The sequence below is a fragment of the Microbacterium sp. NPDC028030 genome (assembly GCF_040637855.1).
Classification (GTDB): Bacteria; Actinomycetota; Actinomycetes; order Actinomycetales; family Microbacteriaceae; genus Microbacterium.
Genome location: NZ_JBEZXF010000001.1, coordinates 915,062 through 939,899 on the forward strand (window position 1 = coordinate 915,062; position 24,838 = coordinate 939,899).

A 24,838-nucleotide genomic window follows, 5' to 3' on the forward strand; every position below is an offset into this window, starting at 1 on the left:
CGACCTCAGAAGTACTGGTACAGCCCGATCGTGAGTCCGGTGAACACGAGTCCGACGGCACCGGCTCCCGCGACGCCGATGGCGATCCCGGTGAGCAGTCGTGACGGGGAACGGCGCACCGCGATCAGCCCCAGCACCAGGGCGACGACGTAGGCGAAGAAGCTGAGGATCCCGATGCCGTTGTCGAGCGCGAGCATGAACTCGAAGGCGCCACCCCCGCCGTAGACGAACGGTCGTGCCAGGGAACTGAGCAGGTTGACGGCGAGAGTGGCCACAGCGATCACGAACGCCGTGACGCCGAGCGGGTTGGCCGCGCGCCCCTGCGTCTGGGGTGGGACCTGACCGGGGAAGCCGGTCCCCGGTGCCGCGTACGCCGGTGGACTGGCCGGGGCCGATGCCGGATACGCGGTCGGATATGCCGTCGGATACGCCTGGGCTGCCGGGGTGGCCGCAGGGGGATGGCCTTCCGGGCCCGCCGAGTGTTGCGGAACGGCGGGGTAGTGCGGAACGGCGGGGTATTGCGGAGCCGTCGGGTATTGCGGAGCCGCGGGGAGATGGGTGGCGGGCGGCGCCGGGGGCGAGGCCGGATGCTGCCGTTCGGCGGGGCCGGTGGGCTCGACGGGGCCGGTGGGCGGAACGGAAGGCTGCTGCGGCTCGCTCATGACGACGAGCGTAGCCCCGTCCGCTCCACGGCGCGGAAGGGAGCGTACCGCGTCAGCGATAGGTGTGGCCGGACTCGGCCTGTTGGGAGATGTCGCGGTCCGCGACGCGGGTCCAGTCGGTCGGGGTGCGGCGATAGCCGTCGCGGCGGAGTTCCACGACGGTGGCGACGATCGCCCACACGGCGAGGGCGAGGAGTGCGATGATGAGGAACATGGCAGAAAGGCTACGATCGGCGTTGAACCGCCACGAGTGGCAGAATAGACTCCGAACAAACGAAAACTGCCAATCGGGAGCATCTGCATGAGAACTGTCGCCTGCGTCGTCCAAGACGGTTTCGCGCCCTTCGAGTTCGGCGTCGCCTGCGAGGCGTTCGGTCTCGATCGCGCCGACGACGGAGTGCCAAACTTCGACTTCCGCATCGTCGCTCCCCGCGCGGGCGTCGTGACGTCGAAGATCGGCTTCTCGATCAACGTCGAGCACGATCTGACCTACGCCTACGAAGCCGACCTCGTGGTGTTCTGCCCGCTGCCGCGGGAGCGCTGGGGCGACATCGACCCTCTCCTTCTCGATGTGGCGAGGAAGGCGGTCGAGCGCGGGGCGTGGGTGATGAGCGTGTGCAGCGGGTCGTTCATCCTGGCCGCCGCCGGGGTGCTCGACGGGCGTCGTGCGACCACGCACTGGATGTACGCGCATGTCATGGCCGACATGTATCCGCAGATCGACATCGACCCGGACGTCCTCTTCGTGCAGGACGGCAAGATCATCACGAGTGCGGGGACGGCCGCCGGGATCGATGCGTGCCTGCACCTGCTTCGACAGGAGGTAGGAGCCGAGCTCACCAATCGCATCGCCCGCCGCATGGTGGTCCCCCCGCAGCGCGACGGCGGGCAGGCGCAGTTCATCGACCGTCCCATCCCGGTGGTGCCCACCGATTCGCTCGCCGCCGTCGCCGACTGGGCGGTCGCTCATCTGCGCGACGACCTGGGCGTCGACCAGCTCGCGGCACGGGCTCTGATGTCGCCGCGCACGTTCGCGCGGCGCTTCAAGGCCGAGTACGGGGCCACGCCGGCGGCCTGGCTCGCGCGCCAGCGCATCATCCACGCGCAGCGGATGCTGGAGCGCACCGACCTGCCCCTCGACCACATCGCCGACGAATGCGGATTCGGGTCGGCGGCCGTGCTCCGGCAGAACTTCGCTCGAGTGCTCGGCCTCACCCCGACGGCCTATCGCGCGCGGTTCTCGTGCGCCGAGGAGTCCTCGGTGCCTGCGGCCTGATCGGGTCGGCTGCCCTGTCCGCAGCCGTGCCGACTACTCGCCCCAGTGCGCGGGCGAGGGGAGCGTGACATCGCGCACCTCGACGCCCTCGGCGGTGACGGAGGCGATGCAGTACAGCAGCGACTGCGTCGGGTAGCCGTGCGGGCGGTTGTCGCGGATGATCGCCCTGTCGTCTTCCGGGGGGAGCGCGGCCGAGGAGGCGAGCAGCGCCGTCCACTCAGCCGTCCAGTCCGGGCTGTCGGCGGTGGGTCCGAGGGCGCGGAACTCCGGCAGCCAGGCCTCGATCCGCGGGGTCGTCGCGTCGTCGAGGTCGTCGTGGGCGATCATGTGCGTGCCGGGGGTGATGCGCGTCTCGCGCAGTTCGACCCCGTCCCACGACAGCACGCGCGCGCCCTCGGGGCCGACTTCGAGCAGGTTGAAGCCGTGCATCGACAGCGGTGCGACCGGGGAGCGGCCCGTCACCGATTCGAGGGCGAGCGCACCACGGGAGAGGGCTCGCCCGTCCGGCAGGTCGCGCACATCCGCCCGGTTCAGCAGCACGGCGAGTCGCCGCTCGCCGGGGTTCGCAGCGAGCCAGGCGCCACCTGCGCGGCGATCGCGGATGCCGATCACGCCGGGATAGTCCTCCGGCCACCAGGCGCCGAGGGAGTCCCAGGCCCGTAGCGGGTCCTCGTCGCGGACTGCGAGCAGTCGTGCGGATCCGGCATCCTCGACATCGATCACGACCGTGCACACGGGTGCCAGTCTAGGTCGAGGATGCTCGCGTCGGCCCGCGGCGGCGGATGCTGGGGCAGAATCGAGACGTGAACATCGTCGTCGGAGTCACAGGCGGCATCGCCGCGTACAAGACGGTGCACCTGGTGCGCCTGCTCACGAAGGGTGGGCACGACGTGACGGTGGTGCCCACCGAAGATGCGCTGCGCTTCGTCGGGCTGCCCACGTGGGAGGCGATCAGCCGGCATCCGGTCACCACGAGCGTGCACGACGACGTGGCCAAGGTGCGGCATGTGGCTCTCGGACAGGCCGCAGACCTCGTGATCGTGGCGCCGGCGACCGCGAACTCCCTCGCCAAGATGACCGCCGGGCTCGCGGACGACCTCCTGGGCACGACCCTGCTGGCCACCGAGGCTCCGGTGCTGATCGCCCCCGCCATGCACGCCGAGATGTGGCGGAACAGGGCGACGCAGGCCAACATCGCGACACTGCGGGAACGCGGTGTGCACATCGTGGGACCCGCCGACGGTGAGCTCGCGGGCGGCGACAGTGGTCCAGGCCGGATGTCGGAGCCCGAGGAGATCTTCGCGGCCGCGCAGGCGCTGCTGACGCCCGGCGACCTCCTGGGTGTGCGCGTCGTGGTCTCGGCCGGCGGCACGCGGGAGCCGATCGACCCCGTGCGCTTCCTCGGCAACCGCTCCAGCGGCAGGCAGGGGGTCGCGCTCGCCGCGGAGGCCGCCGCCCGCGGGGCCGAGGTGACCCTGGTGGCGGCGAACATCGCGGGCGACGTCCTGGCCGAGGCGCGGCATCCGGCGATCCGCATCGTCACAGTCGGCGCTGCCGCCGAGCTCGCCGACGCCATGAAACGCGAGGCGGTCGAGGCCGACGTGGTCGTGATGGCCGCCGCGGTCGCCGACTATCGGCCCGTCGAGGTGTCGGAGCGCAAGCTCACGAAGGAGAGCGGAGGAGTGCCCCCGATCGAGCTCGCGGAGAACGAGGACATCGTGGCGGCGCTGGCCTCGGCGCGACGGCCGGGCCAGCTCGTCGTCGGCTTCGCCGCGGAGACCCCGGAAGACGAGGTCGAACTTCTCGAACGTGCTCACCGCAAGCAGCAGCGCAAGGGCGTCGATCTGCTCATCGTGAACGCGGTGGGTTGGGAGCGGGGATTCGAGACCGCCGAGAACGCCGTGCACATCCTGGGGCCCGGCGGTGTCGATGCCGGCGTCGCGTCGGGGTCCAAGCGTCTCGTCGCAGCGGCGATCTGGGATGCCATCGCGCGGGAGCACTGAGCAGGGCTGGAGGAGCGATCCGGTGAGTGTTAAACTTGAGTCAACACCACTCAACTTTTAATCTGGCTCCCCGACTTGGCGGGCCAGGGACGACCAGAAGGAGCATCCTCAGGAGGAGCGCATGACCACCCCGCAGACCGGTTCCCAGAATCAAGACCAGCAGTCCGCCCTCGAGCAGTTCGGCATCAACCTCACCGACCGCGCCCGTCAGGGCAAGCTCGACCCCGTGATCGGACGCGACAGCGAGATCCGTCGTGTCAGCCAGGTGCTCACCCGCCGCACGAAGAACAACCCTGTGCTCATCGGAGAGCCCGGCGTCGGCAAGACCGCCGTCGTGGAGGGTCTCGCTCAGCGCATCGTCGCGGGTGACGTGGCCGAATCCCTCAAGGACAAGGAGCTGGTCACGCTCGACATCTCCGCCCTCGTTGCCGGCGCGATGTACCGCGGCCAGTTCGAAGAGCGGCTGAAGCAGGTACTCAAGGAGATCACCGAATCCGACGGACAGGTCATCACGTTCATCGACGAGCTCCATGTGCTGATGGGCGCGGGCGGCGGCGAAGGTTCCGTCGCGGCCTCCAACATGCTCAAGCCGATGCTGGCCCGCGGGGAGCTGCGCCTGATCGGCGCGACCACGCTCAACGAGTACCGCGAGTTCATCGAGAAGGACGCCGCCCTCGAGCGGCGCTTCCAGCAGGTGTACGTCGGCGAACCCACGGTCGAAGATACGATCGCGATCCTCCGCGGGCTCAAGGGCCGGTACGAGGCGCATCATGGAGTCACGATCTCCGACAGCGCCCTCGTGGCCGCCGCCGCCCTCTCGAACCGCTACCTCCCCGCACGCCAGCTCCCCGACAAGGCCATCGACCTGATCGACGAGTCGATGTCGCGGCTCAAGATGGAGATCGACTCCTCGCCCGTCGAGATCGACCAGCTCAAGCGCCAGGTCGACCGCATGAAGCTCGAGGAGCTCGCTCTCAAGCGCGAGAAGGACGCGGCCTCGAAGGAGCGTCTGGGCACCCTGCGCGAGCAGCTCGTGGGGATGGAGAAGCAGCTCGCCGAACTCGAGGCCCGATGGGCGCGTGAGCGTCAGGGCCTCAACCGCGTGGGTGAACTGAAGAAGCAGCTCGACGACGCGATCACGCAGCGCGACCTCGCGATGCGCAACGCCGACTACACGAAGGCGTCGAAGCTCGAGTACGAGACCATCAAGCGCCTCGAGCGTGACATCGCCGAGGCGGAGCAGGCCGAGGCCTCGACGCCGGCGGAACCGCGCATGGTCAACGAGCAGGTCACGGAGGAGGACATCGCCGCGGTGATCGCGGCATGGACCGGCATCCCCGTCGGGCGTCTCCTGCAGGGCGAGGGCGAGAAGCTGCTGCACCTGGAGAACGAGCTCGGCAAGCGCCTGATCGGGCAGAAGGATGCCGTGAAGGCGGTGTCCGACGCCGTTCGTCGTTCGCGTGCGGGCATCAGCGACCCCGGTCGGCCGACCGGTTCGTTCCTGTTCCTCGGACCGACCGGTGTCGGAAAGACCGAGCTTGCCAAGGCGCTCGCGGAGTTCCTCTTCGACGACGAGCACGCCATGGTGCGCATCGACATGTCGGAGTACGGCGAGAAGCACTCGGTGTCCCGCCTCGTCGGCGCCCCTCCCGGCTACATCGGCTACGAGCAGGGCGGTCAGCTGACCGAGGCCGTGCGGCGCCGTCCGTACAGCGTGATCCTGCTCGACGAGGTCGAGAAGGCGCACCCCGAGGTGTTCGACGTGCTGCTGCAGGTGCTCGACGACGGTCGACTGACCGATGGACAGGGGCGCACGGTCGACTTCTCGAACGTGATCCTGATCCTCACGTCGAACCTGGGATCGCCGATCCTGATCGACCCCGTGCTGTCGCCCGACGAGAAGCGCGAGCAGGTCATGGCGCTGGTGCGTCAGGCCTTCCGTCCGGAGTTCCTGAACCGACTCGACGACATCGTGATGTTCTCGGCGCTCAGTGAGGACGACCTCGCGCAGATCGTCGAGCTGTCGGTGGATCAGCTGCACGACCGCCTGCGCGACCGTCGGCTGACGCTCGCGGTCACGCCTGACGCTCGAGCCTGGCTCGCGGAGCGCGGCTACGACCCGATGTTCGGCGCCCGACCGCTGCGCAGGCTCATCCAGAGCGAGGTGCAGAACAAGCTGGCGACCGCGCTGCTCTCGGGCAACGTGCACGACGGAGACACCGTCCGCGTCGACGTGGCAGCCGACGGGATGGGCCTCGTGCTCACGTCGGCGACGCCCGACCCCGAGCCCACGTCCGAGGACGAGGACGAGGACGAGGTGATCGAGGCCGAGCTGCTCGACGACTGATCGGCTTCACGAGTGCGAGCCGGACGCGGCGGCGAGAGCCTTCCCGGTGAGGGAGTCGTCGTCGCGCAGCATCTCCGCGGGGGTGCCGGAGAAGATCAGCCGACCGCCGTCCGACCCGGCGCCGGGACCGATGTCGATCACGTGGTCCGCGCGCGCGACCACGCGCAGGTTGTGCTCCACGACGACCAGGGTCGCGCCCCCGTCGAGCAGATCGTCGAAGAGGGTGTTGAGCGTGTCGACGTCGGTCGGATGCAGCCCCGACGTCGGCTCGTCGAGGATGATCCGGTCGGCGGGGTCGCGCCGCGGGTCGCTGAGATGCCGGGCGAGGAGCAGACGTTGCTTCTCGCCGCCGGAGAAGGTGTCGAGTGAGCGCCCGACCGGGATGTAGCTCAGGCCGGTGCGCTGCACCCAGTCCAGCGCCGAGACCACGTCGGGATGCGCGGAGAACAGCTCACCGGCCTCGGCAGGTGTCGACGCGAGGACGTCGGCGATCGAGGCGCCGTCGACCCGTACGCCGAGCGCCTTCGGATTGAAGCGCAGGCCGCCGCATGCGTCACAGGGCAGCGAGACATCGTCGAGGAACGCGAGCTCGGTCGTGATGTGCCCGCGTCCGCGGCAGGTGGGGCACGCGCCGCGCGAGTTGAAGCTGAACCACGACGGGTCGAGGCCCGAAGCGGCCGCGAACACCCCGCGCACGGTGTCGGCGATCCGCAGGATGCTCAGGGTTGTCGAGCGGGCCCCTCCGCGCAGCGGGTCCTGCCCCACGACCGTGAACTCGGGATGCTGGCGCGGCAGCTCCACCGTGGCGAAGGAGCTCTTGCCGGATCCCGCCACCCCGGTGATCGCGGTGAGCACGCCCAGCGGGACGTCGACATCGAACCCGCGCAGGTTGTGCGAGCGCGCATCTCGCACGGTGACCTGGCCCGAGGGCGCGCGAGCCGTGTCTCGGACCCGCAGCGGCTCGGCGAGCACCCGTCCCGTCGGTGTCTCGCTGCCGCGCAGCGCGGCGGGCGTCCCCTCGAACTGCACGATGCCGCCTGCAGAGCCCGCACCGGGACCGAGGTCGACCACATGGTCGGCGACCGCGATCACCTGCGGATGGTGCTCGACGACGAGGATCGTGTTGCCCGCATCGCGCAACCGCTGCAGCAGGGCGACGAGGCGCTGGATGTCGGCGGGGTGCAGCCCGGTGCTCGGCTCGTCGAACACATAGGTCACGTCGGTCAGTGCGCTGCCCAGATGGCGCACGATCTTGACGCGCTGTGCCTCTCCGCCGGACAGGGTCGACGACTCGCGGTCGAGCGTGAGGTAGCCGAGCCCGACCGAGAGGAGGGCGTCGAGCACATGACGGATGCCCTCGACGGCCGGCGCCACCCGCGGATCGTCGAAGGCGCCGAGCAGGGTGTGCAGCTCGGCCACCGGCATCCGCATCCAGTCCACGATCGAGCGTCGGTCGATCTTGCTCGACCGCGCAGCCTCGTTCACCCTCGCGCCTTCGCAATCCGGGCAGGTGTGGTGGGTCACGAGCCGGTCGAGCTCCTCGCGCACCGACGCCGACATCTTCACCGGCCGCTGCTTCAGGAACACGTCGCGCATCCGGGTGATCACGCCGTCGAACCGGGCGCTCTGCGGGAACCGCGGATCCGGGTCGTCGAGCTTGAGCTTGTCGGCGTAGAGGAACTGATCCATCTCCCGGGCCGAGTAGTCCTTCAGCGGTTTCTCGCGGTCGAACAGTCCGCAGTATGCGAAGCGCTTCCAGCGGTACACGCCGGGGCGGAACAGGCTGAACCGTACCGGTCCCTCGTCGATGTTCTTCTCGGGGTCGATGAGCGCGTCGATGTCGATGTCGTACACGGTGCCGAGGCCCTCGCAGGTCGGGCACATGCCGGACGGGTCGTTGAACGAGTACGCCGGCGAGTAGCCGGCAGACGGCTCGCCGACGCGTGAGAAGACCAGGCGCACGAGAGAGGCGAGGTCGGTGGCTGTCGCCACGGTCGAGCGCGCGTTGCCCGTGAACCGGCGCTGGTCGATCAGGACCGTGAAGGTCAGTCCGTCCATGGCCTGCACGTCGGGCGCGGGCAGCTGCGGCAGCCGGGCGCGGATGAAGGTCGAATACGAGTCGTTGACCAGTCGCTGCGCCTCGGCGGCGATCGTGTCGAGGACGAGCGACGACTTGCCCGATCCGGAGACGCCGGTGAAGACGGTGAGCAGCTTCTTGGGGATGTCGAGCGAGATGTCGCGGAGGTTGTTCGTCCGCGCGCCGGTGATGCGGAGGATATCCATCCGCACACGCTAACGGGGCCCCCGGACACTCCGGAGGTCCCGTCGACGGAAGCGCGCGTCAGGCGCTCAGGATGACCGTCTCGTCGATCGGGCGGCGCACGCGCGGGGCGACCTCACGCTGCTGCAGCACCTCGGGAAGGGCCTCGATGTCACCGAACTCGCCGACGGCGAAGACGGTGACGGGGACGAAGCGGGGCTCGAGGTCGGCGAACTCGCGGACGACCTCCGGGTCGAATCCGCTCATCTGGTGCACGACGAGTCCGTCGTGGTGGGCCTGCACCGAGAAGTGCGCGACGGCCTGGCCGAGGTCGTAGAGCGCGTGCGTGATCGGCGTGCCGTCGGCCGCAGTCGTCTCGGCGATCGCGACCACGAGCACCGCGGCGTTGCCGGCCCATGCCTGGTTGAAGCCCATCAGTGCACCTGTGACCTGGGCGTGCAGAGCCGTACCTCGGCGGGCGACGATGAAGCGCCAGGGCTGGGTGTTGTTGGCGGAAGGGCTCCAGCGTGCGGCCTCGAGAGCGGTGGCGAGCTTGGCCTCGTCGATCGAGTTCTGCGCGTCGAAGGCGCGAGGGCTCCAGCGGCCGGCGAGGACGTCGAGGACGGGGTGCTCGGTCGGTGCGGTGCGGTCGATGACGGGAGTGCTCACAGAAGTGCCTTTCGGAAGGAGTGGATCGGACTCCTTCGTCCGGGTACACGGGAGCAAACAGATGCATGTGCATGCATATTCCCGGAGCTCGGGTGTCGACGCGTCCTCAGGTCGGCAGATTCTGCGCGGCGGCGTCCGCGAGCGCCCTGCGCACGGCGCGGATGGACGGTGCGGCCGCAGACACGCGGCGAGCGGAGGAGAAGATCTCACGTCGCGGCTCGTGGGGGAGTGCGGCCAGGCCCACGGTCGGAGTATCGCCCGCCCACACGAGCTCGGGCAGGAGACCGACAGCGAGGCCGGCGTGGATCAGCCGTACGTGTGCCGTGAGGTCGGCGATCTCGAATCGCACGTCGGGCTCGAACCCGGCCGTGCGGCACAGCTGCTCGGCCCAGGCGCGGGATGCGGTGCCGGCGGGTTCGAGCACCCACGGCTCGTCTCGAGTCGACCACAGCGCTGCGACCGCGTCGGCGTGCGCGGGGGCTTCCGGGCTTCGCGCGAGGGCGATCGCGTCATGCGCGAGCACCACCCGGTCGAGGTCGGCGTGGATCGGGCGGCTGTGCCCCGGATACTGCTCGGCGAGGATCAGGTCGAAGTCGCGGCTGGACACCCCGACGAGTCCGGTCTCGGGGTCGCACTCGGTGACTTCGACGCGCAATGCCGGATGCCGATCCGTGAGGGCTTCGAGCGCGCGGGGCAGCAGTGAGTGCGCGGTCGACTGGAAGACCGCGATGCGCACGGTTCCCGTCACCTCGGTGAGCGACTCGGCGACGGCGACCTCGGCGTGCTCGAGTTGATCGAGGATGCCGATCGCCTCGGCGACCAGCACGTTCCCCTGCGGTGTGAACTGCACTCCGCGCCCCACTCGGCGCAGCAGCGGTACTCCGACATCGCGCTCGAGCGCGCTCAGCTGCTGCGACACCGAAGCCTTGCTGTAGGAGAGCGCATCGGCGACGGCCGAGAGGGTTCCACGGCGGGAGAGTTCCACGAGCATCCGCAGGCGGTTGACGTCGAGCATCGCGGTTCCATCCGTTCAGTCCGAGTGAACAGAATTCACGCAAATCGGTTGATAGACGGAGCCTACCGAGCGGGCGGACAATGATCCAGCCGCACACGAAACCCCGGTCTGCGCTCTCTTGGAAGGTCCCACCGATGTCTGTCGCCGCCGACACCACCACCCCCCGCACCGAAGACGTCGCCGCCCTCGTGCAGCGCTGGCTCACCGAGAGCGAGACGCACCCCGTCGAGCCCGCCGCCCAGCGCCTGTCCGAGGTGCTCAAGGACCCGAACGGACTCGCCTTCACCGTCGGCTTCGTCGACGGCGTGATGCGCCCCGAAGATCTGCGGGTCGCCGGTCGCAAGCTCGCCGAGATCTCGGAGATCACCCCGACGCTGCTCCCCGGCTATCTGCGAGCCGCGATCAAGACCGGTGGGTTCTGGGCACCCAAGCTGCCCGGCGTCGTGGTGCCGATCGCCCGCCGCGTGCTGCGCGCCATGGTGGGCCATCTCGTGCTCGATGCCACTCCCGCCAAGCTCGGACCCGCCATCGCCAAGCTGCGCAAGAGCGGCAACCGCCTCAACCTCAATCTGCTCGGCGAGGCGGTCCTCGGCGAGCGTGAAGCCGGGCATCGGTTGCAGGGCACCCGCGATTTCCTGGCCAGAGACGACGTCGACTACGTCTCGATCAAGGTCTCCAGCGTCGTGAGCCAGCTCTCGATGTGGTCGTTCGACGAGGCCGTGGCAGATGTCGTCGAGAAGCTCACCCCGCTCTACGAACTCGCCGCCCGTGCAGAAGCTGCGGGCAAGGCGAAGTTCATCAACCTCGACATGGAGGAGTACCGCGACCTCGACCTGACGATCGCGGCCTTCACGAGCATCCTCGATCAGCCGGGGCTGGAGAACCTCGAAGCCGGCATCGTGCTGCAGGCCTACCTGCCCGACGCCCTCGGCGCCATGCAGCACCTGCAGGAGTGGGCAGCCGCCCGCCGCGCCAAGGGTGGGGCGCCGATCAAGGTGCGCGTCGTCAAGGGCGCGAACCTGGCCATGGAAGAGGTCGACGCGAAGATCCACGGCTGGCCGCTGGCGACCTACGGCACCAAGCAGGACTCCGACAGCAACTACAAGCGGGTGCTCGACTGGGCGATGACGCCCGAGCGACTGGATGCCGTGCGCATCGGCATCGCCGGTCACAACCTGTTCGACATCGCCTACACGTGGCTGCTCGCCCAGGCCCGCGGTGTGACGGATGCCGTCGAGTACGAGATGCTCCTCGGCATGGCGACGGGTCAGGCCGAGGCCGTGCGCAAAGACGTCGGGCGCCTCCTGCTCTACACACCGGTCGTGAACCCGGCCGAGTTCGACGTGGCGATCGCGTACCTCGTGCGCCGCCTCGAAGAGAACGCCAGCTCCGAGAACTTCATGTCTGCGGTGTTCGAGCTGGCCTCGAACCCGAGGCTCCTGACCAGGGAGCGTGAGCGCTTCGAGCGGTCGCTCGCCGCCCTCGACCTCGACCGCTCCGTGCCGGCATCCCACCGTGTGCAGGACCGCACCGCGGAGACCCCCGTCGGTACGACGACGGGGTTCGAGAATCAGGCCGACACCGATCCGGCGCTCGGCGCGAACCGCACCTGGGGGCGCGAGATCCTGCAGCGCTCGGTCTCCTCGACTCTGGGGATCGACACGATCGCGATCGCCAAGGTCGAGACGGATGCCGAGCTCGACGGCATCTTCGCCGCGGCGACCGCTGCCGCCGAGAAGTGGGCCGCGCTGTCGGCCGCCGACCGTGCCGCCGTGCTGCACCGCGCGGGTGACGAACTCGCCGCCCGTCGCGGTCAGTTGATCGAGATCATGGCGCATGAGGCGGGCAAGACCATCGCCGAGGCCGACCCCGAGATCAGCGAGGCCATCGACTTCGCGCACTACTACGCCGAGCGCGCGAAGGACCTCGAGGCCGTCTCGGGCGCCGAGTTCGTGCCGTCGAAGGTCACCGTGGTCACCCCTCCCTGGAACTTCCCGGTCGCGATCCCCGCAGGGGGCGTGCTCGCGGGGCTGGCCTCGGGGTCAGCGGTCGTCATCAAGCCCGCCAAGCTCACCCAGCGCTGCGGGGCCGTGATGGTCGAGGCGCTCTGGGCCGCCGGGGTGCCGCGAGACCTGCTCGTGCTCGTCGACCTCGCCTCGCGCGACCTCGGCACCCGCCTGGTCGCGAGCCCGTCCGTCGACCGGGTGATCCTCACGGGAGCGTACGAGACTGCGCAGCTGTTCCGCTCGTTCCGCTCCGACCTGCCGCTGCTCGCCGAGACCAGCGGCAAGAACGCCATCATCGTCACCCCCTCCGCCGACCTCGACCTGGCCGCCGCCGATGTGGCCCGCAGCGCCTTCGGACACGCGGGGCAGAAGTGCTCTGCGGCCTCGCTCGCGATCCTCGTCGGATCGGTCGCCGAGTCGAAGCGGTTCGAGCGTCAGCTGGTGGATGCCGTGACCTCGATGCGCGTCGGCCTGCCCGATGACCCCGCCACGCAGATGGGTCCGATCATCGAGCCGGCGAGCGGCAAGCTCCTGACCGCGTTGACGAAGCTGGAGAAGGGCGAGCGCTGGCTGGTGAAGCCGCGCAAGCTCGACGATGAGGGGAAGCAGTGGACTCCGGGCGTCAAGACGGGCGTGCGCGAGGGGTCGTACTTCCACCTGACCGAGTTCTTCGGCCCGGTGCTCGGCATCATGCACGCCGAAGACCTGGACGAGGCGCTGCGCCTGCAGAACGCGGTCGACTACGGCCTCACCGCCGGCATCCACTCGCTCGCCTCCGACGAGGTGGCCACGTGGCTCGACCGCGTCGAGGCCGGCAACCTGTACGTGAACCGCGGCATCACCGGTGCGATCGTGCAGCGTCAGCCCTTCGGGGGATGGAAGCGCTCGGCTGTCGGCGCCGGGGCGAAGGCCGGTGGGCCGAACTACCTCTTCGGCCTCGGGGAGTGGCGTCCGGCCGAACTGCCGCCGGTCGCTCCGGGTGCCGCGGTCGCTCCCGGCGTCGGCGCACTGCTCGACGCGGCCGGTGCCGAGCTGGATGCGGGCGAGGTCGAGTGGCTGCAGCGCGCTGCGGCAGCGGACGAGCGGGCATGGATCGACGAGTTCGGTACGGTCAGCGACAAGTCCGGCCTGGGCGTCGAGCGCAATCTCTTCCGGTACCGGCCCGCCGCGGTCGATGTGCGCATCGCGGAGGACGCCGCCCTGGCCGACGGCATCCGCGTGCTCGCCTCCGCCCTGCGCAGCGGCAGCCCGTTCACGGTCTCGGCTCCCGCCCTGCCCTCGCGCGTCGAGAAGGCGCTGCGCGCGCACGGCGTGACCGTGAAGCACGAGTCGGATGCCGCGTGGACCAGGCGCTACGCCAAGGCGGCGAACACGTGGCAGCGCGTGCGTCTGGTCGGCGGTGACGCGTCGGCACTGTTCGAGGCGCTCGGCGGGAGCCCGGATGTCGCGGTCTGGTCGCACGCGGTGACCGGTGCGGGCCGCGTCGAGATGCTGCCGTTCCTGCACGAGCAGGCCGTCTCGATCACGAACCACCGCTTCGGCAACCCGACCACGATCGCCGACGGCGTGATCTGACCGGACCCGGTCGGACGACCAAGCCCCCTGACCCGCGCGATGCGGATCAGGGGGCTTCTCGGTTGCGGCGGCGTCAGCCGCGCAGGGCCTCCTTGAGCTTGACGCGGGACCCCATGCGCAGCAGCGAGTTCTCGTAGATCTTCGCGCCGATGACGATCGCGGCCACGCAGCTCGCGAGGAGGATCACGAGGCTCAGCAGCGGCTCCCACCACTGCGCCTCGCCCACGAAGAGGCGCATCGGCATGCCGACCGGGGCCGAGAACGGCACGTACGACATGATCGTCAGCACCAGCGGGTTGTCGTTGAAGACGATGACGAGGATGTACGGCGCCATGATCAGCATGGTGATCGGGGTGGTCGTGGAGCCGATGTCCTCCTGGCGGGAGACCATCGACGCGGCAGCCGCGAACATCGCCGCCAGCAGGATGAAGCCGAACAGGAAGAACACCGCGAACCAGATGATCGGCGCCCCGAGGGTCGTGAGCACCTCGCGTTGACCCGTGACGATCAGCCCGATCGTGGCCACCGCGGCGAGGGCGAGGATCTGCCCCATCGCCAGCACCGTGTTGCCGATCACCTTGCCCGCGAGGAGGGTGCGAGCCGGGATGGCCGACAGCAGCACCTCGACCACGCGGGTCTGCTTCTCCTCGACGACGCTCTGCGCGATGGTCCCGCCGAACGTCGCGGCGGCCATCATGAACACGAGCCCGAACGCGATGGCGATGAAGTAGCGCAGCAGCGGGTTCGTGGTCGCCGGCTCCAGGATGACGACCTCGGGGGAGATCGAGAGCGCGGAGACGATCGATCCGGGGGCGTCCTGCAGCGCGACGATCGTGTAGCCCGAAGGTCCGTCGCCCGGAAGCACGGCGGCGTCGACCTCGTCGTCGCGCACGAGCTGCTCGGCTTCGGCCTCGTCGGCGACCGTCGTGACCTCGACGTTCGGGATGGCCGAGACGGCCGACGCGGTCTCCGCGGTCGCGGCGATCGGCGTGGTGTCGGTGTTCTTGCTCGCGAACCCGCCGAGGACGATGCCCGCGAGGGCCAGGATCAGGAGGATTCCGGTCGAGATCAGGAAGGCCTTGCTGCGCAGCTTGGATCCGATCTCGCGCTCGGCGACGAGCCAGATGCCGTTGGAGCCGCGGGTGGGGGCGGGGGTGCTCACTGGATGACCTCCTTGAAGATCTGGGCGAGGGACGGATGCTTGGGCGCGAAGCTGGCGACATCACCACGCTGTACCGCGGATTGGAGCACGCGCTGGGCCGTCTCCGGGCCGTCCGCGTCGAAGAGCGCATATCCGCCCTCGAAGTCGACCACGGTCACGCCCGGTTCGGTGCGCAGCCACCCGGCGTCGCCTGCGGACACCAGCTCGTAGCGGTCGCGGGCGTGCTCGGCGCGTAGCGCGTCCCGGGAGCCGGACGCGCGGATGGTGCCCCCCGCGAGGATGACGAGGTCGTCGCACAGACGCTCGACCACATCGAGCTGGTGCGAGGAGAACAGGATCGACGCGCCCTTCGCCGCGCTCGACTGCAGGACCCCGGCGACCACGTCGACCGCGAGCGGGTCGAGGCCGGAGAACGGCTCGTCGAGGATCAGCACCTCGGGGTCGTGGACGAGCGATGCCGCGATCTGCGCCCGCTGCTGGTTTCCGAGTGACAAGGACTCGATCGTGTCGTTCAGGCGCTCGCCGAGGCCGAGTTCCGTGAGCAGCGCGGTCGCCCGGTCCGAGGCGTCCTGCTTGCCGAATCCGTGCAGGCGGGCGAGGTACACGATCTGCTCGAGCACCTTCATCTTCGGGTACAGGCCGCGCTCCTCCGGCATATAGCCGAATCGGCGGCGGTCGGCCGTCGTGAGCGGTGCACCGTCGAGGTCGACCCGGCCGCCGTCGGAGGACAGCAGCCCCAAGACGATCCGCATGGTGGTGGTCTTCCCGGCGCCGTTGCCGCCGACGAAGCCCGTCAGCCGCCCGGGGGCTACCGTGAAGGAGACGTCGTCGAGCACGCGCCGCGAGCCGTAGCTCTTGGTGATGCCGGAGAGTTCGAGCATTCCTGTCGTCATGCCCTTCACGCTACGCAGGGCATCGACGCGCGACATCCCCCGCCCGGCGGACTCTCCACCCCCGCCCGGTGGACCCCCTGTCAGCGACGGCCGGCGTGCAGCGCGGTGCGCACCAGGAGGCCGGCGACGAGGGCCCAGAACGCGGCGCTGACGCCGAGCACGGAGATTCCGGATGCCGCCACCAGGAAGGTCACGACCGCGGGGATCCGCTCGCCCGGATCGTCGATGGCCTGTTGCACCGACGATCCGAACGCGGCGAACAGGGCGAGTCCCGCGACGGCGGGGATCACGGCCTCCGGCGCGAGCACCACGAGAGCGGCGAACGCGGCCGAGAAGCCGCCCAGCACCAGGTACGACACTCCGGTGGAGACCCCGGCGACCCACCGTCGCTTCGGGTCGGGGTCGGCATCCGGCGATGCGGCGAGCGCGGCACTGATCGCCGCGAGGTTGATGGCGTGCCCGCCGGCGGTGGCCCCGAGCGCGGTTCCCAGCCCGGTGACCAGCATCGCCGGACGCCACGGCACCTCGTATCCGAAGCTGCGCATGATGGCGATGCCCGGCACGTTCTGCGAGGCCATGGTCACGATGAACAGCGGCACGGCGAGGCCGACCAGCGCCCCTACCGTGAACGTCGGTGCCGTGAACACGAAGCCCGGCAGCAGGAGGGACGCGTCGAACGACGCTCCGTCGACGACCAGCGAGACCGCGACCACCACCGCCGCGGCGACGAACGCGAGCGGCACCGCCCAGCGCGGCGCGAGCCGTGTGCACACCAGCCAGGCCAGCACAACAGGCACCACGCCCCAGGGGTTGGCGACGATGCCGGTGATCGGCGCGAGGCATAGCGGCAGCAGGACACCGGCGAGCATCGCCTGCGCGATCGACGGCGGGATGCGGGCGATCAGAGCGCCGAGCGCCGGCCACAGCGCAGTGAGCAGGATGAGCGCGGCCGTGACGAGAAAGGCGCCGACCGCGGCAGGCCATCCGCCCTCCACGGTGCCCGTCGCCACGAGGAGGGCGGCACCAGGAGTCGACCAGGCCACCGTGATCGGCATGCGGAACCGCCAGGCGAGCACCACGCACGCGAGTCCCATCGTGAGGCTCGCCGCGAGGAGACCGCTGGCTGCCTGTGCGGCGTCCGCCCCGACCGCGTCGAGTCCGGTGAGCACGACCGCGAACGAACTCGTGAAGCCCACGAGTGCCGTGACCACCCCCGCCAGGATCGGACGGGACAGCGGAGCGGCGTCTGGCATGGATCCGAGGTTATCGCGGAGGGCGGAGGCGCGGGATCACGCCAGGCCCATGCGATACGCGAGCACGACCGCCTGCACCCGATCCCGTGCGCCGAGCTTCTGGAGGATGCGCGACACATGCGTCTTGACCGTCGCCTCGCCGATGAACAGTGCCCTGGCGATCTCGGCATTGCTGCGGGCATCGGCCAGCAGCGTCAGCACCTCGGTCTCGCGGTCGGTGAGCGGCTCCGCGAGGGCGACCTTCGGCGTGGGACCCCGGTCGACAGGGACTCCCGGCACCGATGCAGCGGGCGTCGCGGCGAATCGAGCCAGCACGCGGCGGGTCACCTCGGGGGCGAGCATGCCGTCGCCCGCGGCCAGGGCACGGACAGCCGCGATCAGATCCTCCGCCCCGGCGTTCTTGAGCAGGAAGCCGCTCGCACCCGCGTCCAGCGCCTGGTACAGGTAGTCGTCGCGATCGAAGGTGGTGACGATCGCGATGGCCGCGCCGACCGCCGGATCTGCGACGAGGAGCCTGGTCGCCTCGATGCCGTCCATGTCGGGCATCTGCACGTCCATCGTGATCACATCGGGGCGGAGCGCGGCGGCCTTGGCCACGGCCTCCCTGCCCGACGACGCCTCGCCGATCACCGTGATGTCGGGCTGGGTGTCCAGGATCGTCCGGAAGCCGGCGCGCAGCAGCGCATGGTCGTCGACCAGCAGGACGCGGATCGGGGCGCTCATCGGTCCGCGCCCGATGTCGTCGCTGCGAGCGGCACTCGAGCTCGCACGCGCAGTCCGCCGAGCGACCGCGGGGTCACCTCGAGCGTCCCCCCGGACGCCGCGGCGCGCTCGCGCATCCCCAGCTGGCCGAGCCCAGGGCGAAGTTGGGTGATCGTGCGGCCGGTGTTGACGACCTCGACCTCGACCCCGTCCTCGTCGTACCGCACGCGCACGTCGGCCGTCGCTCCGCTCCCGGCGTGACGGCGGGCGTTCGTGAGCGACTCCTGGGCGATCCGGTACAGGTTCACCGCGACCAGCGACGGTACGGGCACCGGCTCGCCGATCACCGCGTAGTCCGTGGGCAGCCCCGCCTCGGTGGAGGCATCGGCGAGGTCGGCGATGTCGTCGAGCGCGAGGGTCGACGCCGCGTCCGTCGTCTCGCCGCCCGGCGTGCGCAGGGTCTCCAGCAGTTGGCGGAGCTCGTGGATCGCGTCGCGCGCCGAACCCTCGACGCCGGAGAGGATGCGGGCGGCTTCGGCGGGGTCGCGCTCGAGCACGAGTCGTGCGGCGCCCGCCTGCACGCCCATGACCGACACGTGATGCGCGACGACATCGTGCAGCTCGCGCGCGATGCGCACGCGATCGAGGGCGACCGCCTGTGCCGCGGTGACCTCGCGTTCGCGCTCCAGCTCGACCGTGCGCTGCTCCAGCACCGCGCGCTGGGCTGCGGCCGCCCAGGAGCGCTCGCCGAAGTAGTACGCGCCCCCGAAGTACAGCGCATTCAGCAGCAGCTGGATCAGCATGAAGGCCACGTAGGGAGACATGGCGCCCGCGACGACGTCCGCCTCGTCCGCTTCGCTGATCGCGTCGCGGTACATGGTGATCACCAGCCACACGAACATGCCGATGATGATCGCCACGCGCACCATGAGGGCGCGCCGTCGGTCGTTCATCCACGCCCCGACCGTGTACAGGGCGATGAACATCGCGATGTTGCCGACGTAGATCTCCGGGACGCGGATGGTCACCGCCGCGAAGTAGGCGAGGGAGACGATCACCGCGACCGTTCCGGGCCAACGGCGCCGGAAGGCGAGCGGGACGGCGACCACCACGGCGTAGACGAGCGCTGTCCACAGCTCGGCCTGCTGGTCGCCGTAGATCAGCGAGATGGCGGACAGGGCCGCACTGAGCACCGCGCCGACGAAGATCACGGCCGCGAGCACCAGGTCGCCGCGTCGCTCGCGCTCGGTCGGCGTGCGGATGAACGGTTCGGCGGGCATCTCTCCACCGTAAGGCCGGTGCACGGATCGAGGCATCCCCCTGGCGACGGATCGATCACTTGCTATTGACAAGCATGGTTGTTATTTGCAAGCATGAGCGCACAACACCGGACAAAGGAGTCATCATGACCAAGGTCTTCGTCAACCTGCCCACCAGCGACCTCGAGCGCGCCAAGGCGTTCTACACGGCGCTGGGCTGCGACATCAGCCCGCAGTTCACCGACGAGAACGCCGCCTGCATCGTGTGGAGTGAGGACATCTACTTCATGGTCCTCAAGCGCGACTTCTTCGCGACTTTCACCGACAAGCCCATCGCCGACCCGAACGAGGTCGTCCAGGTGTCGGTCGCCTTCAGCCAGGATTCCCGCGAGGCGGTCGATGCGATCCTCGCCAAGGGCCTCGCAGCAGGCGGCACCGAACCCAAGCCCGTGCAGGACTACGGCTTCATGTACTCGCGCGACCTCGACGACCCCGACGGCAACTCCCTCGGCTTCCTCTACATGACCCCCGAGGCCGTCGAGAACGGACCGGACCACGTGGCGGATCACGCGGCGTCGGCCTGACATGGCGGCGCGCAGCTACGGCCAGTACTGCGGCGTGACGACCGCCGTCGAGCTGATCGGGGAGCGGTGGAGTCTGCTCATCGTCCGCGATCTGCTCGTCGGTCCCCGTCGGTACACCGACCTCAAGCAGGGCCTGCCGCGCATCCCCACCAACATCCTCTCCACGCGGCTGAAGGAGCTGCAGGAAGGCGGCGTCGTCCGCCGGGTCCCGCTGCTCAACTGCGGCCTCGTGTACGAGCTCACCCCGTACGGGCGCTCGTTCGAGCCGATCATGCTCGCGCTCGGTCGCTGGGGCTTCCAGGCGATGGGCGATCCCGAAGAGGGCGACGTGGTCACCCCGGACTCGCTCACCATGGCACTGCGCACGGCGTTCCAGGCGGATGTCGCGACAGACGGCGAGTACGAACTCCACGTGGGGGATGTGGCGCTGCGCGCATCCGTGCGCGACGGCGGGCTCCGCATCGCGCAGCTCGCCCCTCCGGCGCCGCCCGTCGGCGGACGACTCCCCGAGGGGGATCCGGATGCCGTGATCGTCGCCGGCCCCGGCATCCGTCACCTGATCGGCGGAGACCTCACCGCGGCCGAGGCGATCGAGCAGGATGTCGTCGCGGTGGTGCGCGGAGAGGACTCCTGGCTCGACGCCTTCTCGGCCACGTTCCACATCGCACGAATGACTGCAGGGAGCACGACATGAGCACTGACAGCACGCAGGACGCCGCGCGCGGCCGCATCCTGATCGACCTCTTCATGACGCTCGACGGGGTCGCACAGGGGCCCGGCGGCGTCGACGAAGACCCGTCTGGCGGGTTCGGCTTCAGCGGCTGGCAGGCGGGGTATCCCTCCTCCGGCGTCGGACCCGAGGTCGAGAAGGGCATGCGCGGGCTGGATGCGCTGCTCCTCGGTCGCCGGACCTACGACATCTTCGCCTCCTACTGGCCGCATCACACCGAGGGAGAGTCCGGCGACATCGGCACGCTCTTCAACCGGGTGCCGAAATACGTGGCGACCCGCGACGACGACCTCGCCCTCGAGTGGGCGGGAAGCACGCGCGTCGGCGCCGACCTCGCGGCCGAGATCGCCACGATGCGCGCCGCGCACAGCGAAGTCCACGTGATCGGCAGCATCGACCTCGTGCACACGCTGCTGGCCGAGGGGCTCTTCGACCAGCTGAACCTCTGGGTGTACCCGATCCTGCTCGGCGCGGGGAAGAAGGTCTTCGCCGACGACGCCCTGCCGTCCGTGCTGCGCCTGCTCGAGCGGCCGATCACCGACGACGAGGGCGTGACGCTGTTCCGTTACGGGAGGACGGACCGAGTACCCGAGGTCGGGACGTTCGGCTGAGGTGACCGGGCGCGTTTCGACCGTCGCGGCGGAGCTGTTGTCAGCCGAGCAGTCGCTCGATCACTTTCGCCACGCCGTCCTCGTCGTTCGAGGCGGTGGTCTCGTCGGCGGCGTCCTGGACGATGGTGGCTGCATGCGCCATCGCCACGCCGCGGCCGGCCCAGCGGAGCATCTCCACGTCGTTGAGGGCGTCACCGAAGGCGACGACGTCTGCGCGGTCGATGCCGAGGTGGTCGCAGAGGCGGGCGAGGCCGGTGGCCTTCGTGACGCCCTCCGCCATCACCTCGACGAACGGCGCCCCGGACAGGGTGGCCTCGAAACCCGTGAGTCCGAGTGAGCGCAGCGCCTCGAACAGGGTCGGGGGTGCCAGTTCGGGATGCCGGATGACGAGCTTCAGGCTCGGCGCGGAGAGAACCTGTTCGAGCGGCACGCCGCCCATGGTCTCCGGGTCTCGCTTGTGGTCGGAGACGTCGGCGATCTCGGCGTAGCCGTGCTGGGCGACGAACGTCTCGCCGCCCTCCCGAACGCTCGCGAACAGCAGGCCGGGGATGCTCGCCCGCAACGCGTCGGCGAGCGTGCGGATCGTGTCGGCCGGGAGCTCTTCTGCGAACAGCATCCGTCCGTCGACGAGGTGGACGGCATATGCCCCGTTGCTGCAGAGCGCCCAGCCGTCGAAGGCCGCATCAGCCGCGATCGCGCGCAGACCGATGGGTTGCCGGGCGGTCACGGGCACGACGTGGATGCCGCGGTCACGGGCGGCGTCGAGCGCCGACCTCGTGCGCACCGAGACCCCGGACGAGGAGTCGAGCAGCGTGCCGTCGAGATCGGTGGCGATCAGTCGCACCGTCATGGGAGCGGCGCTCAGGAGAAGATCATCGGGAGATCGTCGTCTTCCGCCGCGCCGCCCGTTCCCAGACGGCGGCCATCCAGGTCGACGACCACGGGGACGTGGTCACTGGGCTGCTCGCCCTTGCGCTCGTCGCGGTGGATCGAGGCGCCGGTCACGGCCTCAGCCAGGGTGCGCGAGCCGAGGACGAAGTCGATGCGGATGCCCTCGTTGCGGGGGAACTTCAGCCGCTGGTAGTCCCAGTAGGTGTATCCCTCGGGGAGCAGCGGGCGCACGACATCGGTCACACCCGCGTCCTGGAACGCGAAGAAGGCCTCGCGCTCCGGCGGTGAGACATGGGTCGACCGGCCCACCACGATGTCGGGGTCGCCGTTGTCGTGGTCGAACGGGATGATGTTGAAGTCGCCGACCAGAGCGAGCGGAAGATCGGGGTTCGCCGAGAGCTCGGCAGCCGTGGACTTCTTCAGCTGCTCCAGCCAGTGCAGCTTGTAGAGGTAGTGGGGGTCGTCGAGCGAACGGCCGTTGGGGACGTACAGGCTCCACACGCGTACGCCGTCGACCATCACGCCGAGTGCACGCGCCTCCAGCGGTGCGTCGGGGCCTTCATGCCCCTTCGCGAACCCCGGCATGCCGTCGAACGCCGTGCGCACATCGGTGATCGGCAGCCGGCTTGCGATCGCGACGCCGTTCCACTGATTGAGCCCGTGCACCTCGACGTGGTACCCGGCCTCTTCGAATGGACCGTAGGGGAACTGCTCCGGCTTGCACTTGATCTCCTGCATCGCCAGCACGTCGATGTCTTCGCGGACGGCGAACTCGACGGTGCGGGTGACACGGGTGCGGATGGAGTTGACGTTCCAGGTGGCCAAGCGCATGCGTCAAGCCTAGGCCGTGCCTCCTACACTGGATGCCGTGACCGCACTCGACGCAGACCGCCAGACCCTCCTCGACCTCATCAAGGACGAGGCGGTGTTCCACGGCGATTTCACCCTCTCCAGCGGCAAGAAGGCGACGTACTACGTCGACATGCGCAAGCTCACGCTCGATCACCGCGCCGCTCCCGCGATCGGCCGCATCATGCTCGACCTGATCGGGGACCTCGATGTGGTCGCCGTCGGAGGTCTCACGCTCGGCGCCGACCCGATCGCGAACTCCGTGTTGCACGCCTCGGTGGCCACCGACCGGCCGCTCGATGCGTTCGTCGTGCGCAAGGAGCCCAAGGACCACGGGCGTGGCCGCCAGATCGAAGGCGCCGACGTCAAGGGCAAGCGCGTCGTCGTGCTGGAAGACACCTCGACCACCGGACAGTCGGCGCTCAAGGCCGTCGAAGCTCTGCGCAAGGAAGGCGCCGAGGTCGTCGCGGTCGCGGTGATCGTCGACCGGAAGACGGGGGCGCAGGCCGCGATCGAGGCCGAGGGGCTGGAGTGGCGCGCCGCGTTCGATCTCGACGACCTCGGGCTCGACCCGCAGTGACGCGGTACGCTCTCGCCGTCGACGTCGGCGGCACGAAGATGGAGGCCGCGCTCGTCGATGAGCGCGGGGTGCTCGTCACGGGCAGCCGCAGCCGGCAGGCGACGGGGCGCGAAGCGACGTTCGAGGCGTTGCACGCCGCCGTCGTCGCGATCGTCGAGCACGCGCTCGCCGCGCTGCCCGGAGATGCCGAGCTCGTCGGCGCCGGCGCAGGCAGCGCCGGACCCGTCGACCGGACACTCGGCACCATCATGCCGGTCAACATGCCGCTCGCCCGCGGCTTCGCGCTCGCTGAGGCGGTTCACGCGGCGGCATCCTCGGTCGTCGGACGTGACGTGCCCACCGTGCTCGGTCACGACGGAGGTGCGCTCGCGCTCGCCGAGTCCTGGCTCGGTGCGACGCAGGACGCCGGCGCCTCGCTCTCGATCGTCGTCTCGACCGGCGTCGGCGGCGGCTTCGTCGCGAATGGCGCCTACATCCCCGGTGCGACCGGCAACGCGGGACACCTCGGGCAGGTGCGCCGAGAGGGCGGGCTGACGCTCGAGGAGATCGCCTCCGGCCCGGCGAGTGCGGCCTGGGCGCAGCAACAGGGCTGGACCGGCGCCACGGGCGAAGACCTCGCGCGGGATGCGGCGGCCGGCGATCGTCTGGCTCGGGCGGCGATCGAGCGCTCGGCCCGTGCCGTGGGTGAGGCGCTCGCGGATGCTGCGACCCTCGTCGACCTCGACGTCGTCGCCATCGGCGGCGGTTTCTCTCGGGTGTCGCCCGACTACATCGACCTCGTGCAGCAGGCGCTCACCGCGAGTGCCGTGCACGAATACTCCCGTCGTACCCGCGTCGTGCGCTCGGGGCTGGGCGACGAGGGACCGCTCATCGGCGCTGCGGCCCTCGTGCTGCGGTAGGTCGTACCGGGAACGCTGCTCAGCGGCTCGCGATGAGCAGGTGCCGTGAAGGGCCTTCGAGGCGCGCGACGGAGATCTTGAGCTCGGTCACGTCGGCGGCGACGGCATCGATGCGGCTGCTGAGCTTCTCGTCGACGGCGTCGATGCGGCGCACCATCCAGGCTGCGCCGACGAAGGTGCTGGTGCCGAGGGTGAGCACGACGCCGATGGCGCTGACGACGATCGTGAGGGTGTCTGTCGTCACGGTCTCATCTCCGTCCTGCGGTGAGCAGGTGTCGCGGCGGTCCTTCGAGGCGGGCGACGGAGATCTTGAGGTCGGTCACGTCGGCGGCGACGGCATCGATCCGAGAGCTGAGCTTCTCGTCTACGGCGTCGATGCGGTCATCGATGCGGCGAACGAGCCATGCCCCTGCGGTGAACAGACTGGTGCCGAGGGTGAGCACGATGCCGATGCCGATGGCGCTGACGACGATCGTGAGGACCTCGGTGGACACGGGCGCTCCTTGCTGCGGATGGGTGTGTCATCGACGGTACGCCGCCTGCGCCGGTGCGAGCGCCGGTATTCCGGCATCTGTGAGAAGGTCGCGAATGTCGGCAGATGCGCAGGGGATG

Annotated in this window: 24 protein-coding genes; 9 read left to right on the top strand and 15 right to left on the bottom strand. The window is 69.8% G+C overall.

What is annotated here, in order from left to right; genetic code table 11:
* Positions 1-5: 5 nt before the first annotated feature.
* Together AB0E56_RS04505 and AB0E56_RS04510 are read right to left on the bottom strand one after the other, a co-directional pair.
* Positions 6-662: a hypothetical protein gene (locus AB0E56_RS04505; RefSeq protein WP_359796974.1), complete on the bottom strand. Its 657-nt coding sequence runs from the start codon at positions 660-662 to the stop codon at positions 6-8.
* Between the two features lie 52 nt (positions 663-714).
* Positions 715-876: a hypothetical protein gene (locus tag AB0E56_RS04510; RefSeq protein WP_359796975.1), complete on the bottom strand. Its 162-nt coding sequence runs from the start codon at positions 874-876 to the stop codon at positions 715-717.
* Between the two features lie 87 nt (positions 877-963).
* Here AB0E56_RS04510 and AB0E56_RS04515 point away from each other — a divergent pair, with 87 nt between their 5' ends.
* On the top strand, positions 964-1,938 hold the full coding sequence (locus AB0E56_RS04515; protein WP_359796976.1) for a helix-turn-helix domain-containing protein: 975 nt from the start codon (positions 964-966) through the stop codon (positions 1,936-1,938).
* 33 nt (positions 1,939-1,971) lie between these two features.
* Here the strand turns inward: AB0E56_RS04515 and AB0E56_RS04520 are convergent, their stop codons facing one another.
* A complete protein-coding gene (locus AB0E56_RS04520) occupies positions 1,972-2,673 on the bottom strand; it encodes an NRDE family protein (protein ID WP_359796978.1) in 702 nt (233 codons plus the stop codon).
* 68 nt (positions 2,674-2,741) lie between these two features.
* On the opposite strand from AB0E56_RS04520, the gene coaBC reads away from it, so the two are divergent.
* Positions 2,742-3,941: a bifunctional phosphopantothenoylcysteine decarboxylase/phosphopantothenate--cysteine ligase CoaBC gene (gene coaBC / locus AB0E56_RS04525; protein ID WP_359796979.1), complete on the top strand. Its 1,200-nt coding sequence runs from the start codon at positions 2,742-2,744 to the stop codon at positions 3,939-3,941.
* 121 nt (positions 3,942-4,062) lie between these two features.
* Positions 4,063-6,288, top strand: coding sequence for an AAA family ATPase (locus AB0E56_RS04530; RefSeq protein WP_359796981.1), 2,226 nt, complete (start codon positions 4,063-4,065; stop codon positions 6,286-6,288).
* Positions 6,289-6,294: 6 nt separating this feature from the next.
* On the opposite strand, the gene AB0E56_RS04535 is transcribed toward AB0E56_RS04530, so the two are convergent.
* The 3 genes from AB0E56_RS04535 to AB0E56_RS04545 form a co-directional block, all read right to left on the bottom strand.
* Positions 6,295-8,571, bottom strand: coding sequence for an excinuclease ABC subunit UvrA (locus AB0E56_RS04535; protein WP_359796983.1), 2,277 nt, complete (start codon positions 8,569-8,571; stop codon positions 6,295-6,297).
* 58 nt (positions 8,572-8,629) lie between these two features.
* Positions 8,630-9,217, bottom strand: a complete 588-nt coding sequence (locus AB0E56_RS04540) for a nitroreductase family protein (protein ID WP_359796985.1) — start codon at positions 9,215-9,217, stop codon at positions 8,630-8,632.
* A 106-nt stretch (positions 9,218-9,323) separates the two neighbouring features.
* A complete protein-coding gene (locus AB0E56_RS04545; protein WP_359796986.1) occupies positions 9,324-10,232 on the bottom strand; it encodes a LysR substrate-binding domain-containing protein in 909 nt (302 codons plus the stop codon).
* 134 nt (positions 10,233-10,366) lie between these two features.
* Here AB0E56_RS04545 and AB0E56_RS04550 point away from each other — a divergent pair, with 134 nt between their 5' ends.
* A complete protein-coding gene (locus tag AB0E56_RS04550; RefSeq protein WP_359796987.1) occupies positions 10,367-13,813 on the top strand; it encodes a bifunctional proline dehydrogenase/L-glutamate gamma-semialdehyde dehydrogenase in 3,447 nt (1,148 codons plus the stop codon).
* A 73-nt stretch (positions 13,814-13,886) separates the two neighbouring features.
* On the opposite strand, the gene AB0E56_RS04555 is transcribed toward AB0E56_RS04550, so the two are convergent.
* From AB0E56_RS04555 to AB0E56_RS04575, 5 genes are all read right to left on the bottom strand, one after another.
* On the bottom strand, positions 13,887-14,975 hold the full coding sequence (locus AB0E56_RS04555; RefSeq protein ID WP_359796989.1) for an ABC transporter permease: 1,089 nt from the start codon (positions 14,973-14,975) through the stop codon (positions 13,887-13,889).
* Positions 14,972-15,856 carry an ATP-binding cassette domain-containing protein gene (locus AB0E56_RS04560; RefSeq protein WP_359798259.1) on the bottom strand — a complete coding sequence of 295 codons (885 nt, stop codon included), beginning with the start codon at positions 15,854-15,856 and terminating at the stop codon, positions 14,972-14,974. Before AB0E56_RS04560 ends, AB0E56_RS04555 begins: the two co-directional genes overlap by 4 nt.
* A gap of 92 nt (positions 15,857-15,948) precedes the next feature.
* Positions 15,949-17,121, bottom strand: coding sequence for a benzoate/H(+) symporter BenE family transporter (locus AB0E56_RS04565; protein ID WP_359796991.1), 1,173 nt, complete (start codon positions 17,119-17,121; stop codon positions 15,949-15,951).
* Positions 17,122-17,157: 36 nt separating this feature from the next.
* Positions 17,158-17,844 (bottom strand): response regulator transcription factor, encoded by a 687-nt coding sequence (locus tag AB0E56_RS04570; protein WP_359796992.1) that lies wholly within the window; start codon positions 17,842-17,844, stop codon positions 17,158-17,160.
* Positions 17,841-19,103: a sensor histidine kinase gene (locus tag AB0E56_RS04575; RefSeq protein WP_359796994.1), complete on the bottom strand. Its 1,263-nt coding sequence runs from the start codon at positions 19,101-19,103 to the stop codon at positions 17,841-17,843. Before AB0E56_RS04575 ends, AB0E56_RS04570 begins: the two co-directional genes overlap by 4 nt.
* Positions 19,104-19,228: 125 nt before the next feature.
* On the opposite strand from AB0E56_RS04575, the gene AB0E56_RS04580 reads away from it, so the two are divergent.
* Genes AB0E56_RS04580 through AB0E56_RS04590 form a run of 3 tightly spaced genes read left to right on the top strand, consistent with a single transcriptional unit; the run spans position 19,229 to position 21,007 of the window.
* On the top strand, positions 19,229-19,666 hold the full coding sequence (locus AB0E56_RS04580; RefSeq protein ID WP_359796996.1) for a VOC family protein: 438 nt from the start codon (positions 19,229-19,231) through the stop codon (positions 19,664-19,666).
* Between the two features lies 1 nt (position 19,667).
* Positions 19,668-20,360, top strand: a complete 693-nt coding sequence (locus AB0E56_RS04585) for a helix-turn-helix domain-containing protein (protein ID WP_359796998.1) — start codon at positions 19,668-19,670, stop codon at positions 20,358-20,360.
* On the top strand, positions 20,357-21,007 hold the full coding sequence (locus tag AB0E56_RS04590; protein WP_359797000.1) for a dihydrofolate reductase family protein: 651 nt from the start codon (positions 20,357-20,359) through the stop codon (positions 21,005-21,007). Before AB0E56_RS04585 ends, AB0E56_RS04590 begins: the two co-directional genes overlap by 4 nt.
* 40 nt (positions 21,008-21,047) lie before the next feature.
* Here AB0E56_RS04590 and AB0E56_RS04595 read toward each other — a convergent pair whose 3' ends face one another.
* Both AB0E56_RS04595 and AB0E56_RS04600 read right to left on the bottom strand, forming a co-directional pair.
* Positions 21,048-21,857: an HAD family hydrolase gene (locus tag AB0E56_RS04595; protein WP_359797001.1), complete on the bottom strand. Its 810-nt coding sequence runs from the start codon at positions 21,855-21,857 to the stop codon at positions 21,048-21,050.
* A gap of 11 nt (positions 21,858-21,868) precedes the next feature.
* The gene (locus AB0E56_RS04600; protein WP_359797002.1) at positions 21,869-22,729 is read right to left on the bottom strand and encodes an exodeoxyribonuclease III; all 861 of its coding nucleotides are present in this window, start codon (positions 22,727-22,729) and stop codon (positions 21,869-21,871) included.
* Positions 22,730-22,766: 37 nt separating this feature from the next.
* On the opposite strand from AB0E56_RS04600, the gene pyrE reads away from it, so the two are divergent.
* Positions 22,767-23,327: an orotate phosphoribosyltransferase gene (pyrE, locus tag AB0E56_RS04605; RefSeq protein ID WP_359797004.1), complete on the top strand. Its 561-nt coding sequence runs from the start codon at positions 22,767-22,769 to the stop codon at positions 23,325-23,327.
* Complete coding sequence (locus AB0E56_RS04610; RefSeq protein WP_359797005.1) at positions 23,324-24,226, top strand: ROK family protein; 903 nt, start codon at positions 23,324-23,326, stop codon at positions 24,224-24,226. The genes pyrE and AB0E56_RS04610 overlap by 4 nt, the downstream gene beginning before the upstream one ends.
* Positions 24,227-24,245: 19 nt before the next feature.
* On the opposite strand, the gene AB0E56_RS04615 is transcribed toward AB0E56_RS04610, so the two are convergent.
* Both AB0E56_RS04615 and AB0E56_RS04620 read right to left on the bottom strand, forming a co-directional pair.
* Positions 24,246-24,470 (bottom strand): hypothetical protein, encoded by a 225-nt coding sequence (locus AB0E56_RS04615; protein WP_359797006.1) that lies wholly within the window; start codon positions 24,468-24,470, stop codon positions 24,246-24,248.
* Positions 24,471-24,474: 4 nt separating this feature from the next.
* Entirely contained in the window at positions 24,475-24,720 is a 246-nt protein-coding gene (locus AB0E56_RS04620) for a hypothetical protein (RefSeq protein WP_359797008.1), read from the bottom strand.
* Between the last annotated feature and the right edge of the window lie 118 nt (positions 24,721-24,838).